This is a genomic window from Serratia sp. FS14, assembly GCF_000695995.1.
GTDB classification, from domain to species: Bacteria; Pseudomonadota; Gammaproteobacteria; order Enterobacterales; family Enterobacteriaceae; genus Serratia; species Serratia nematodiphila.
In genome coordinates this window covers 5,165,547-5,178,488 of the sequence record NZ_CP005927.1, presented here as the reverse complement: position 1 = coordinate 5,178,488, position 12,942 = coordinate 5,165,547, and the positions used below count along the sequence as shown (strand labels likewise).

At 62.3% G+C, this 12,942-nt stretch carries 13 protein-coding genes and 1 pseudogene; 8 read left to right on the top strand and 6 right to left on the bottom strand.

The genetic code is table 11. The features are described from left to right. Positions 1-197: 197 nt before the first annotated feature. The gene (locus L085_RS23775; protein ID WP_044031873.1) at positions 198-1,799 is read right to left on the bottom strand and encodes an ABC transporter substrate-binding protein; all 1,602 of its coding nucleotides are present in this window, start codon (positions 1,797-1,799) and stop codon (positions 198-200) included. Between the two features lie 174 nt (positions 1,800-1,973). Here L085_RS23775 and L085_RS23770 point away from each other — a divergent pair, with 174 nt between their 5' ends. Then, the gene (locus L085_RS23770) at positions 1,974-2,555 is read left to right on the top strand and encodes a flavin reductase family protein (RefSeq protein WP_015376776.1); all 582 of its coding nucleotides are present in this window, start codon (positions 1,974-1,976) and stop codon (positions 2,553-2,555) included. Here the strand turns inward: L085_RS23770 and L085_RS23765 are convergent. Then, on the bottom strand, positions 2,552-2,932 hold the full coding sequence (locus tag L085_RS23765; RefSeq protein WP_004940645.1) for a helix-turn-helix domain-containing protein: 381 nt from the start codon (positions 2,930-2,932) through the stop codon (positions 2,552-2,554). The genes L085_RS23770 and L085_RS23765 overlap by 4 nt on opposite strands. A gap of 84 nt (positions 2,933-3,016) precedes the next feature. On the opposite strand from L085_RS23765, the gene L085_RS23760 reads away from it, so the two are divergent. After that, positions 3,017-3,784: an NAD(P)H-dependent oxidoreductase gene (locus tag L085_RS23760; RefSeq protein WP_044031872.1), complete on the top strand. Its 768-nt coding sequence runs from the start codon at positions 3,017-3,019 to the stop codon at positions 3,782-3,784. Here the strand turns inward: L085_RS23760 and L085_RS23755 are convergent. Then, positions 3,781-4,029: a hypothetical protein gene (locus L085_RS23755; RefSeq protein ID WP_004940639.1), complete on the bottom strand. Its 249-nt coding sequence runs from the start codon at positions 4,027-4,029 to the stop codon at positions 3,781-3,783. The genes L085_RS23760 and L085_RS23755 overlap by 4 nt on opposite strands. A 193-nt stretch (positions 4,030-4,222) precedes the next feature. Here L085_RS23755 and L085_RS23750 point away from each other — a divergent pair, with 193 nt between their 5' ends. The 3 genes from L085_RS23750 to feaR all read left to right on the top strand — a co-directional run bounded on the left by L085_RS23750 (position 4,223) and on the right by feaR (position 6,414). Further along, positions 4,223-4,627: an Exc2 family lipoprotein gene (locus L085_RS23750; protein WP_044031871.1), complete on the top strand. Its 405-nt coding sequence runs from the start codon at positions 4,223-4,225 to the stop codon at positions 4,625-4,627. Between the two features lie 107 nt (positions 4,628-4,734). Beyond that, complete coding sequence (locus L085_RS23745; RefSeq protein ID WP_044031870.1) at positions 4,735-5,376, top strand: DsbA family protein; 642 nt, start codon at positions 4,735-4,737, stop codon at positions 5,374-5,376. 138 nt (positions 5,377-5,514) lie between these two features. Further along, on the top strand, positions 5,515-6,414 hold the full coding sequence (gene feaR / locus L085_RS23740; protein ID WP_015376780.1) for a transcriptional regulator FeaR: 900 nt from the start codon (positions 5,515-5,517) through the stop codon (positions 6,412-6,414). A gap of 33 nt (positions 6,415-6,447) precedes the next feature. On the opposite strand, the gene L085_RS23735 is transcribed toward feaR, so the two are convergent. After that, the gene (locus tag L085_RS23735; RefSeq protein WP_044031869.1) at positions 6,448-7,947 is read right to left on the bottom strand and encodes an aldehyde dehydrogenase family protein; all 1,500 of its coding nucleotides are present in this window, start codon (positions 7,945-7,947) and stop codon (positions 6,448-6,450) included. A gap of 159 nt (positions 7,948-8,106) precedes the next feature. Further along, on the bottom strand, positions 8,107-8,745 hold the full coding sequence (leuE, locus tag L085_RS23730) for a leucine efflux protein LeuE (RefSeq protein ID WP_004940625.1): 639 nt from the start codon (positions 8,743-8,745) through the stop codon (positions 8,107-8,109). A gap of 237 nt (positions 8,746-8,982) precedes the next feature. Here leuE and ada point away from each other — a divergent pair, with 237 nt between their 5' ends. Both ada and L085_RS23720 read left to right on the top strand, forming a co-directional pair. Beyond that, positions 8,983-10,038: a bifunctional DNA-binding transcriptional regulator/O6-methylguanine-DNA methyltransferase Ada gene (gene ada / locus L085_RS23725; protein ID WP_044031868.1), complete on the top strand. Its 1,056-nt coding sequence runs from the start codon at positions 8,983-8,985 to the stop codon at positions 10,036-10,038. Further along, complete coding sequence (locus L085_RS23720) at positions 10,035-10,748, top strand: 2OG-Fe(II) oxygenase (protein WP_015376783.1); 714 nt, start codon at positions 10,035-10,037, stop codon at positions 10,746-10,748. The genes ada and L085_RS23720 overlap by 4 nt, the downstream gene beginning before the upstream one ends. On the opposite strand, the pseudogene tehB reads toward L085_RS23720, so the two are convergent. Beyond that, positions 10,743-11,605, bottom strand: a pseudogene (gene tehB, locus L085_RS23715) (SAM-dependent methyltransferase TehB). The gene L085_RS23720 and the pseudogene tehB sit on opposite strands and share 6 nt — an antisense overlap. Positions 11,606-11,783: 178 nt before the next feature. On the opposite strand from tehB, the gene L085_RS23710 reads away from it, so the two are divergent. Continuing rightward, positions 11,784-12,887, top strand: a complete 1,104-nt coding sequence (locus L085_RS23710) for a DUF1615 domain-containing protein (protein WP_044031867.1) — start codon at positions 11,784-11,786, stop codon at positions 12,885-12,887. Positions 12,888-12,942: the final 55 nt, after the last annotated feature.

Below are 12,942 nucleotides of genomic sequence, written 5' to 3'. Positions count from 1 at the left end.
CGCCTGCATGCAGTTTAAGCAAAATGCCAGGGGTTACGCCGCTTATTAAGCTATGAATTTAGTGGGTTAAGTGCCAGGCGACAGGGGAGGCAGTTAGCATCGTAAGTTGTGAAGTTAATGCGCGGTAGGTTCAGAGGCTGGCAGCTTATTAAGCGATGAGGCGGGTAGCGCCGCAGCCCTCGCTGCGGCGCCCGGGATCAGTTCAATTTGGCCTTGGCGAAGTCGCTGCCGTTCACGTCCACCACGTAGCCGCTCAGGTTGCTGCGGGTGGCGTAGAACACTTTGCCGGTGGCCAGCGGCAGCCACGGCGCCTGTTTGGCGAAGATCACCTGCGCCTGTTGATACAGCCTGGCGCGCGCCTGCGGCTGGTTCTCCTGGATCGCCTGCTGGATCAGGCTGTCATAATCCTTATCGCACCAGCGCGCCACGTTGGCGCCGCTCTGCACGCCGGCGCAGCCGAGCAGGGTGGCGAAGTTGTCCGGATCGCCGTTGTCCGATACCCAGCCGTACAGTGCGCTCTGCTGCTCGCCTTTGCGCAGCCCGGCCAGATACTGGCCCCACTCCCAGGTGACGATCTTGGCCTTCACGCCCACCTTCGCCCAGTCGCTCTGGATCATCTCGGCGATGCGCTTCGAGTTCGGGTTGTAAGGGCGCTGTACCGGCATCGACCAGATGTCGGTCTCAAAACCCTGCTCCAGCCCGGCTTGCTTCAGCAGCTCGCGCGCCTTTTGCGGATCGTAGGCGTATTCCGGCAGCTTGTCGTTGTAGCCCAGCATGCCCGGCGGCAGCAGCGAATTGGCCGGTGTGCCGCTGTCTTTGAACACGGCGGCGACGATCGCTTTCTTGTCCACCGCGTAGCTCAGCGCCTGACGCACCAGCAGGTTGTCGAACGGTTTTTTCTGGGTGTTGAATGCCAGATAGCCGACGTTCAGCCCGGTAATGTCGTGCAACTGCAGGTTGCCGTCGGCCTTGATGGCGGCGAACTGTTCCGGCAGCGGCGCGGGGATGATCTGGCATTCGTTGGTTTTCAGCTTGGCCAGCCGGGTTTGCGGATCCGGCGTGATGGAGAAGATGAGGTGCTTGCTGGCCACGTCGCCCTGCCAGTAGTGCGGGTTGGCGATGTAGCGGATCAGCGAATCCTGCTTGTACTGCTGTAGCGCAAACGGCCCGGTGCCGATCGGCCAGTTGTCGATGTATTCCGGCGTGCCCTTTTTCAGCATCGCGTCGGCGTACTCGGCGGACAGGATCGAGGCGAAATCCATCGCCCAGTCGGCGACGAAGGCGGCGTTGGGCTGGCTCAGCGTGAAGCGCACGTGGTGCTCGTCTACCGCTTCCACCTTGGTGATCAGCTTATCCAGACCCATGTCGGTGAAGTATTCATAGTTGCCGCCGGAGACCTTGTGATATGGGTTGGCGGGATCCTTCTGCCGCATCACGGTGAACACCACGTCTTCGGCGTTGAAGTCGCGCGTTGGGGTGAAGTATTTGTTGCTGTTGAATTTCACGCCCTGGCGCAGGGTGAAGGTGTAGGTCTTGCCGTCCGGGCTGACGCTCCACTCGGTGGCCAGCGAAGGGGCGGGCGTTTTATCGCTTTCGCGCAGCGTCACCAGGCGGTTGTACAGCACCTGCGAGGTGGCGATAAAGGTCGGCCCGGAGCTGGAGAGCTGCGGGTTGAACGATTCCGGCGAGGCGACGGTGCAGTACACCAGCGCATCGGAAGCGGCCAGCGCGCCGCCCGCCGACAACAGGCCGCAGCCGGCCAGCGCCAATCCGGCGATAGGGTGTTTTAAAAACGTCAAGGCAAGATCCTCAGGTGGAATGAGCCGTTACCGGCGAATTGATCTAACTATAGATAACGGATGGCGAGATCGGGAACAAGCGCCTCATCGGTGCATTCTGTGCGCCCCGCGTTGCCTGCCATTGCGGCGCAGATCTACACTGCTGGGCAAACAGTCACTCGCAAGGATTTCCCGATGAGCCACTTTCGCCCTGTCGCCCTTGAACACGCCAGCCGCCTGCTGAACCATGGCCCGACGGTCTTGATCACCAGCCGCAGCCGCGACGGCGCCAAACGCAACGTGATGGCCGCCGCCTGGTCGATGCCGGTGGAGTTCAGCCCGCCGCGCATCGCCATCGTGGTGGACAAAGGGGCGCACAGCCGGCAAATGATCGAGGAGAGCGGCGCATTCGGCATTTGCGTGCCGGCGGCGATGTTCATTGACGCCACCTACGCGGTCGGCAGCGTGTCCGGGCTGGATGAAGACAAATTTTCCCGTTTCCATATCGCAGCGGCGCCGAGTGCAGCGCTGCAGGTGCCGCTGATCGAAGAGGGTTGCGTGGCGTGGCTGGAGTGTCGGCTGCTGCCGGAAAGCGGCGCGCAGGAAAAATACGACACCTGCTTCGGCGAGGTGTTGAGCGCGGCGGCGGACGAGCGGGTGTTCCAGCAAGGGCGCTGGCACTTCACCGCCGCCAATGCGGATCTGCACACCATTCATCATCTGGGGGCGGGCAACTTCGTGCGCAGCGGCGAGACGCTGCGGGCCAAACCGCTTTAATCGGCCTCGCGTTTGCGGTCTGCATCATAGCGCTCGCGGGCGGCGTCCAGCTCGGGGAAGTGGTATTCCGCCCACTTATCCAGCGCCGTCAGTGTCTCGACCAGCGAGCAGGCGACGGCGCTGAGGCGGTATTCCACATGGGCCTGATTCTTTTCACTTAAATCCAGCCGCTCGAGCAGCCCGTTGCGTTCCAGCTGGCGCAGCGTTTGCGTCAGCACCTTCTGCGAAATGCCGTCGATGCGGCGCAGCAGCTCGCCGTTGCGCATCGGCCGCTGCGCCAGCGCGGGCAGGATCAGCATCACCCACTTGCCGGAAATCAGCGCCAGCGCATCGCGCGCGGAGCACTTGCTCGAATAGACGTCGCCGGGATAAGCCATTGGGGGTTACCTTCAGGTGCGTAATTGCCAAGGGGGCGATAAAGCCACAGCATAACAGCACCACCTTACAACGGGAGAAACAGGATGAACGTGCTGATTGTGCTGGCTCACCCCGAGCCGCATTCTTTCAATGCCCATTTGGCCGAACAGGCGCGGCAGGCCTGGCTAGCGCAGGGGCATCAGGTGAAAACGGTCGATCTGTATCAGGAGGGGTTTGATCCGCGCGAGTGCGCCGGCCACTACCCCAGCAGAAAGCAGGCGGACCGGTTCGATGCGATGCAGGAGCAGCGCCATCACTGGATGACTCAGGCGCTGCCGACGGAGATCCAGCGGCATATCGAGCTGCTGCAGTGGGCGGATACGCTGGTGCTGCAGTTTCCCTTCTGGTGGTTCGGCGCGCCGGCCATCATCAAAGGCTGGATGGATCGGGTGTTCGTTTACGGCGGGATCTACGACAGCCGCCACCGTCATGAGAACGGTGTGATGCGCGGCAAGCGGGCGCTGCTGACCGTCACCGCCGGCGCTTCCGCACAGGCCTGCGCGCCGGACGGGCGCGACGGTGACATGCGGCTGATGCTGTGGCCGCTCATGCATGCGCTGCACTATATCGGCTTTAGCGTGCTGGAACCGTTCCTGGTCTATGGCGTGCGCGGCGGGTTGGCGGGCGAGGCTCTGCAGGCGCAAAACGCCGCGTTGGCGCAGGTGACGCAGGCGTATCGGGCTGGCTTAAGCGACCTTGCCGCCTGGCCGGCGGTGCCGTTCAACCGTAATGAAGATTTTGACGCCGATCTGGCGCTGAAGCCCGGCGCGCCGGTCTACAGTCCGTTCGTGCGGCACCGAGATCCGGCTTAGAACCCGGCCTTCAGCAGTTCCTCGCGCAAATCGTCGATAATCGCCGGTTCGATGTCGGGGAACTGCTGCTGAATATCGGCGATGGCTTCGGCCACGCTCGGGCCGGCGAAGGTGCCGGAGAAGGGCAGCAGTGGCAGATTGGCGTCGCTGTCCGGCAGTTCACCGCGGATGGTGCCGGTGATCATGCCCGCTTTTTTTTCCGCCGTGAGGTCGTACTCCCCCACGCTTTTGTCGATCGGTTTCATTGGCCGCCTCGCTGTCGGTGAGTGTTTACCCTGTTCTGTTAAAGCATAGTGTTTCAGGCAATGAATACCAATCAATGTATATAATATTAATATAAAACAAAGTGATGCGTATTTTGTCGTTTGACGTTCACCGGGGGCCGGCGCTATGCTCTTGGCGCTAAAGGAACCTTCCTCACTGACAGGGACAGACGACATGAAAAGACTGAAAAGCGCGGCGCTGCTGTTGCCGCTGTTGGCGCTCAGCGCCTGCACCCACTCCCTCAGCAGCGCAGAGCAGCATGCCAAACACTACGTTTATCAAACCCGCGACGACTTCGATCCGCAATTCCGCACCGATGTGAACGGCAGCATTAAAAACGCCGTGCCGATGTTCGAACAGTTCTATCAGCAGGGGAAAAAGGATCGCGCGGCGGGCGTGGTGCGCAGCGAAGCGCAGAAAAAGGCCGACTACCTGGCCAGCCCGGAATTCCAGCAGAATATGGAACACAAAACCATTTTCATCAATCGCGCCTACAGCAGCACCGACAATCCTAAACGCCGCCAGGTGCTGTCGCAGGAAGCGGTAGGCGCCTATTGGGACGGCTACGAAGGGCGCTGACTTAATCCCTCACAAATAGAAGGTAATAAAAACTGGTCTTCTGGCGGTTATTTGATTATAAAAACCGCCGCTAAGGACGATGTTCATAGATGAAACCAGGAGTGTTTATGTTGGCAAAAGTTAAGCGTTCGTTCGCCGCCGCCGTCGTATTGATGTTGGCGCTGCCCGCGGTGCAGGCCGCGGATTACCGTGCGGGCGAGCAATATACCCGGCTGGATAAGCCGGTGGCCGCCGCACCGGCGGTGGTGGAGTTTTTCTCCTTCTACTGCGGGCCTTGCTATCAGTTCGCCGAAACCTACCGCGTAGGCAGCACCGTGGCGCAGGCGCTGCCCGCCGGTGAGAAAGTCACCAAATATCACGTCAGCCTGATGGGCAAACTGGGCAATGAGCTGACCGAAGCCTGGGCGGTGGCGACGGTGCTGGGCGTGGAAGACAAGATTGAAGGCGCGATGTTTGACGCGGTGCAGAAACAGCGCACCGTCAACGGCGCCGACGATATTCAGCGGGTGTTCACGGCGGCCGGCATCGATGCCGCCACCTATGAAAACGCGCGCCACAGCCTGCTGGTCAAAGGGTTGATCGCCAAGCAGAATGAAGCGGTGAAAGCGTTCGAGGTGCGCGGCACCCCGTCGTTCTACGTGGCAGGCAAATACAAGATAGATAATGCCGGCATGGCCAGCACCAGCGTCGAAGGTTACGCCAAAGAGTACGCGGCGGTGGTGCGCCATCTGTTGGACACGCAGCCTTAAGGCGATGCTTCCCCGGCGCCCGGTGATCTGTGATCGCGGCGCCAAATCCCCCGTTAGCCATTGATTGTGTGTTAACGGATTGTTATGGTGTTTTTCTGTTCAACGGCGCAGCACCGCTGTTGTTTGAAGGGAGAGATCATGACGGCATTGGCAACGCTCCGGGACGTCGGCTTCGAAGAGTGGCTGGGGAAAATCAACACCGCCTGCGGCCGATTCTGCGCGAAAACGTTGGGGCCCGGCTTTCGCGGGGCGATGCAGGAGTTTCGCGCCCATGCCCTGCGCCTGAGCGTGGTCGACGTGTCTCAGGCCCGGTTGTACCGCACGCCGCGTGAGATCGCCCGCAGCGACGGCGCGCACTTTTTCACCGTCATCCAGCTGCGCGGCAGTGCGTTGATGGAGCAGGGCGATCGCCAAACGCTGCTCTCCCCCGGCGACATGACGCTGATCGATGCCTCACGGCCCAGCAGCTTCACCTTCCAGCGCGATTCGCGCCAAATATCCCTGTTGTTGCCGCGCGGCTGCCTGCCGCTGCCGCCGCCTGGTGCGCAGCGTCTCGGGGCCGAGCTCAGCGCGGTGCGCCTCAGCCGCCAGCTGGTGCTGAGCAGCATGCAGGATCCTCAGCTCGCCGCGGCGGAAAGCGAGGCGGTGCTGAATGCGCTGGCGGCGCTGCTGCGCCCGGCGTTGGCGCTCGAACAGGCGCGTCCGGAGGGGCAGCAACCGGTCTTCGACAAGGCGCTGGCGTTGATCGACAGGCATATTCAGTCGGCGCAGCTGCGCCCTGAGTGGGTGGCGGCCGAGTTGGGGGTGTCGCTGCGCAGTCTGTATCGGTTGTTCGCCCGCCAGGGGCTGGTGGTGGCCCAGTACATCAGGAACCGCAGGCTGGATCTGTGCGCGCAGGCGCTGCGCAGCGCCGCCGGGCAAGAAAAGCTGGCCGGAGTCGGCCTCGACTGGGGTTTTGCCGATCACAGCCATTTCTCGACCGCTTTCAAGCAGCGTTTCGGCATGTCGCCGAGCGAGTACCGTCGGCAGTATCAGTAAGTCAGGGCGCGGGCCAGGCCCGCGCCGCTTCACTCAATAGCGGATGCAGACCGATTTGGTTTCGGTGTAGGCATCCAGCCAATCCGGGCCGAAATCACGGCCGCTGCCCGACTGTTTGAACCCGCCGAACGGCATGTTCGGGTCGATCAGCGTATGGGTGTTGACCCACACGGTGCCGGCCTGAATGCGCGGCGTCAGCGCCATCGCCTGCTGCAGGCTGGTGGTCCACAGGCTGGCGGTCAGCCCGAAGTCGGTGTCGTTGGCCTTGCTCAGCGCTTCTTCGGCGCTCGCCACCCGGATCAGGTTGACCACCGGGCCGAACACTTCCTCGCGCGTCAGGTTCAGCCGATCGTCCGGGTTGATCACCAGGGTCGGCGGAATGTAGAAGCCGTTGGCGTCCGGCCCGGCCGCGCCGCCGATAAGCTCAGCGTTTTTCGCCCGGGCATCGTCCAGATAGGCCGCCACCTTGTTGCGGTGCGCGAGCGACACCAGCGGGTTGATTTGCGCGCCGGTATCCATCCCCGGCCCGACCGACAGCGATTTCACCGCCTGTTCGAATCCGGCCACCAACCGATCATAAATCGGCGCTTCGATATAGATTCGCGAGCTGGCGGCACACACCTGCCCCTGGTTGAGGAAGCTGCCGAGCATCAGGCCTTCGATCACCTGCTGCGGATCGGCATCTTTCAGCACGATGGCCGGGTTTTTGCCGCCCAGCTCCAGCGTCACGCGGGTCAGGCGATCCGCCGCCGCGCGCGCGATGCTTTTGCCCACCGGCGTGGAGCCGGTAAAGCTGACTTTGGCGATCAGCGGATGTTCGGTCAGCGCCTTGCCGCACACGGTGCCGCGGCCGGTGACCACGTTGAACGCGCCCGGCGGTACGCCGGCTTCGCTCGCCAGTTCGGCCATGCGCAGCAGGGTGAGCGGGGTGGTTTCCGACGGCTTGATGACGATGGAGCAACCCGCGGCCAGCGCCGGCATCACTTTCCACATGCCGATCATCAGCGGGAAGTTCCAGGGCACGATGCCGGCGACCACGCCGATCGGCTCTTTGCGGGTATAAACCTGATATTTGGCGCCCGGTGGCATCGGAATGGAGACATCCAGCGTCTGGCCGGTGATTTTGGTCGCCAGCCCGGCGGTGTAGCGCATCCAGTTCAGGGTGCTGCCGACTTCGAAGGCGCGGGCGATGTTGATGGATTTGCCCTGCTCAAGGGTTTCGAGCTGCGCCAACTCTTCGGCGTGCTGCTCCACCAGATCGGCGAAGCGCAGCAGGATGCGTTCACGCTCTACCGGCAGACGCTGCGCCCAGACGCCTTCGCTGAAGGCTTTGTGGGCGGACTGCACCGCCTGCGCGACGTCGTGTTCATTGGCGTCGGCGGTGGTGGCGATCTGCTGCCCATTGGCGGGGTTGTACACCGCCAGGCGGCCTTCCGCGGCGGACGCGCGCCACTGGCCGTCGATATACAGCCCATGCTGACGATCGAGAAAACGCGACACGCTATCCAGCACGGCTACGGTATTGTCAGACATACATCCTCCGATCAGGCTCATCAGGTTATCGTTAACCCTGCAAGTCTAGATCAGTGGGAAAGCGGCGGCTTTGGTCTGCCTGACATTCGGTTTGTCCTGCGTGTCATTTTGCCGTGACGGGAGAGTAAACCGCGGCCGGCGGGCGCCGGCCGGGAGGGATCACGAGCTCAGGGTCGCCAGACGGGTGGCGAAACCGAGGAACAGCAGGCCGATCAGGCCGTTGCCGAGCTTCGCCAGGCCTTTCTTGTGGTTGAAGAAATGCGCCAGCATCGCGCCGGAGAAGATCAGCGTGCTCATGTAGATAAAGCTGACGGCTTCGAGGATCAGCGCCAGAATGGTGAACGACAGCCCGGTGTGCGCGTAGTTGAAGTCGATGAACTGCACGAAGAACGACACATAAAACAGAATGGCTTTCGGGTTGGTCAGGCTCAGCGTCAGCGACTTGCGCAGAATGCTGTGGCCGCCTTCAATTTGCTGCTGTTGCGCCTGTGCCTTCTGCACGAAGGTGGCGTAGAGGATTTTTGCGCCGAGGAACAGCAGGTAAATCGCGCCGAGAAAACGCACCAGGGTAAACAGGAACGGCGTGGTGCGGATCAGCGACGCCACGCCGATATAGGCGCAGAAGATCAGGATCGCATCGCCGATAAACACGCCCAGCGCCGCGGTGTAGCCGGCGCGCACGCCGCGCGATATGCCGGTTTTCAGCACGTACAGCGTATTCGGCCCCGGCAGAATGATGATGAAGACCACCCCGGCCAAATAGGTCCATAAATTCAGGACGCCAAAACTCTCTAACACAATAACCTCTCCATGCGCGCAACTAACAGGCAAAAACACTGGCCACGCCCGTGGCCGGCCGCGATCCTAACGCCGTGCAAGCGGGTTGGCAACGTAATAAACTTCATGTTGTTGGTTAAAAATTGTCGAAACATTGTTGAAAACGTCGGCGTCGAATTAAAAAGCAAGAGTCGGCGTGTTTCGCCAACGGCCCGTCACTATGCTGGTTAACATCGAAACCGCAGTGAGGAACGGATGATGAAAAACGTAATCGACAGCGCCGATCCGCGCTGGCTGGCGATCGTCAGCCGCGACAAGCACGCCGACGGCCGCTTTATCTACGCGGTGAAAACCACCGGCGTGTATTGCTCGCCTTCCTGCCCGTCACGCCAGCCGAATCGGCAAAACGTGGAGCTGTTCGACGATGCGGAACAGGCGGAGGCGGCGGGTTATCGGCCCTGCAAACGCTGCCGCCAGGGGCTGACGCCGTTGACAGAGCAGCATGCGCGGCAGATAGCCGAGGCCTGCCGCTATATCGAACGGGCGGAGAAAGCGCCGTCGCTGCAGGCGCTGGCGCGCCACGTCGGGTTGAGCCAATACCATTTCCACCGGCTGTTTAAAGCGATCACCGGCCTGACGCCGAAAGGCTACGCCGACGCGCAGCGTAGCCAGCGCTTGCGCACCGGTCTTTCGCAGCAGGAGACTGTGACCGACGCGATCTTCGACGCCGGCTATGGCGCCAACGGCCGCTTCTACCAGCAAGCCAACGCCGCGCTGGGCATGACGCCGAAGGCCTACCGGGCGGGTGGCAAAGGCATGCGCATCCATTTCGCCGTCGGGCGCTGTTCGCTGGGCGAGATCCTGGCGGCGCAGAGCGAGGTGGGCATTTGCGCCATTCTGCTGGGGGACGATGCGCAGCAGCTGGTGCAGGATCTGCAGGATAAATTCCCCAACGCCGAGCTGATCGGCGGTGACGCGCAGTATGAAGCGCTGATGGCGCAGGTGGTGGGCCTGATCGAAGCGCCGGAGAGCGGGCTGGCGCTGCCGCTGGATATTCGCGGCACTGCGTTTCAACAGCGGGTCTGGCGGGCGCTGCAGGCGATACCGGTCGGCGAAACCGTCAGCTATGCCGATATCGCCCGGCGCATCGGCGCGCCGAAAGCGGTGCGCGCGGTGGCCGGCGCCTGCGCCGCCAACGTGCTGGCGGTGGCAATCCCCTGTCACCGGGTGGTGCGCAACGACGGCGCCTTGTCCGGTTATCGCTGGGGCGTCGAGCGCAAGAAAGCCTTGCTGGAAAAGGAGGCGCAGCGATGAGCGGCGCGCTGGCGGCGCGGTTGGCCGAATTGGACTGGGCGGCGATCGAACGCGAACTTGATGCGCAGGGGGGCGCGCGCCTGCCGGGCGTGCTCAGCGCCGAGCTGTGCCGGCAATTGGCGGCGCTTTATCCGCATGGCGAGCACTTCCGCAGCCGCATCGTCATGGCGCGGCACGGTTTTGGTCGCGGCGAGTACCAGTATTTTGCGTATCCGTTACCGCCCCCGGTGGCCGAAGTGCGCGGCCTGCTGTACGCGCGGTTGGCGCCGTTGGCCAATCGCTGGAACGCCATGCTGGGTCTGGCGGCGCGTTATCCCGCCGAACACGAGGCCTACCTGACTGAATGCCATCAGGCCGGCCAGCGGCGGCCAACGCCGCTGCTGTTGCGTTACACGGAGGGGGATTACAACTGCCTGCATCAGGATCTGTACGGCGAACGGGTGTTTCCGCTGCAGGTAGCGTTTTTGCTCTCCGCCCCTGAACGGGATTTCACCGGCGGCGAGTTTGTGCTGACCGAGCAGCGGCCGCGGATGCAGAGCCGGCCGGAGGTGGTGCCCTTGCAGCAGGGCGACGCGGTGGTGTTCGCGGTGCATCATCGGCCGGTGGCGGGGGCGAGAGGCTACTATCGGGTCAATCTGCGCCACGGCGTCAGCCGGATACGCACCGGCCAACGCCACACGCTAGGGGTGATCTTTCACGACGCGTTATAGCTTGCGCGCCAGCAGGGTGGCGAAGCGCAGCGAGATGCGGTTGCCGGCGGCGTCGGTCTTGTGCAGTTGCCCGACGTCCTCGTTGTATTTGAGGATCTGCCAGTCGCGGTAATAGTGCTTCAGCTCGCCCGGCTTGAAGGTGAACGTGAACGGCAGCGGGCAGGGATAATCTTCGGTATCCATCGCCGCCACGATCAGATTATGGCCGCCGGGCACGGTGCTGTCCTGCATGTTTTGCACGATATGCGGGATCTGCTGGCGCTCGAGGAACATCAACACCACGGTGGACAGGATGAAGTCGTACTCGCCGCTGAAGCGGTGAGTATTGAGATCCTGCACCCCGGCGCTCAGGCGGGTCAGCTGCTCGGCGTCGATGATCTGATTGAGGCGAGCTATCGACGGCGCGTGCTTGTCCCAGGCGGTGACGTCGAAACCTTTCAGATTGAGATAGAGCGAATTGCGGCCGCCGCCGCAGCCCAGATCCAGCGCCTTGCCCGATGCGATGCGCGCCGCCGCCTCGATCACTTCGGAGTGGGTGCGCGTCAGTTCGTATTTCTTGTGGTAGTAATCTTCCGGCGTGCAGTAGAACGCCAGCCGGCAGGTCATGTCGTCCGAGAAGGAAACGATGCGGTGCCACTGTTGGGGGCGATAAACGGCGGCTGGCTTTCGGGGCTAAACTGCCAGGTCTCGGTGGTGGCGCCGTCTTCGGTCATCATGGCGAACGTCAGGTTGCCGCTCAGCACGGTGAGCTTCGCCCAGGTGCCGCTCTGGGTGTTGTGGCGCTGGCGAAAGGCTTCCGGCAGTGTGTCGCTGTTCCATTCCGGCAGGGTTTTATAGCAAAGCAGCTGCTGCTCCATAGGGGGCTCCTCTGGCTGGGCAAACAAAGTGATTTATATAATGTATATAAAATACATCTTTATAGATCGTTTGAACATAGCGGCCTGACGGAAAGGCGAGGGGAGATCTTTATACTGGATTGTGCGCGGCGGCTGGGCTAATTTCAGTGCTGTTCATGTCATCACGTTCAGGGAAAAGATGCCGATACGCCGTTTATGCCACCCGAAGCCCCTCCGTTTGCTGAGCCTGGCCGCGCTGCTGGCGCTGGCGGGCTGTACCAGCAAAACCACCACCACCTCGCCGGCGGCGCGCCCCGCCGACGTCAAAGCGCGACTCATGACGCTGATCCCGGCCAATGCCGGCGATCGTCAGGGCTGGGCCACCGATATCACCGCCGCGTTCGCCGCGCAGGGCATCGAGCCGAGCGATGAGAACCTGTGTTCGGTGCTGGCGGTGACCGAACAAGAGTCGACGTTCCAGGCTAACCCGCAGGTGCCGGGGCTGCCGAAGATCGCCTGGAAAGAGATCGACCGCCGTGCCGATCAGATGCACATCCCGAACTTTTTGGTGCATACCGCGTTGAAGATCTCGTCGTCGAACGGCCAGAGCTACAGCGAGCGCCTGGATAAGGTGCGCACTGAAAAGGATCTGAGCGATATCTTCGATGACATGATCGACCGCGTGCCGATGGGGCAGAAGCTGTTCGGTCATTTGAACCCGGTTCATACCGGCGGCCCGATGCAGGTGAGCGTCGCCTTCGCCGAGGCGCATGCCAAAGGGTATCCTTATCCGGTTGACGGTTCGATTCGGCGCGAAGTCTTCAGCCGACGCGGCGGCATGTACTTCGGCATTATGCATTTGCTGGGGTACCCGGCCGATTACAGCCGGCCGATTTACCGCTTTGCCGACTTCAACGCCGGCTGGTACGCCAGCCGCAACGCGGCGTTCCAAAACGCGGTCAGCCGGGCGAGCGCCATTCCGCTGGCGCTGGACGGCGATCTGATCGATTTCAGCAGCGACAAGCCCGGCTCCACCGAGCTGGCGGTGCGTACGCTCGGCAAGCGCCTGAACATGAGCGACAGCGCCATTCGCCGGGCGCTTGAGAAAGGCGACACGGCTGACTTTGCCGATACCGACCTGTATAAGAAGGTCTTTGCGTTGGCGGGCGGCAAGCTGCCGCGTGAGATGCTGCCGGGTATTCAGCTGGAAAGCCCGAAAATCACCCGCAAGCTGACCACCGCCTGGTTCGCCAAACGGGTGGATGAACGCCGGCAGCGCTGCATGGCGCGCGCCGGCGGGTAACGGCATGAAAAACGCCGCCGGTGGCCTGAACCACCGGCGGCGCGATGATCGCGCC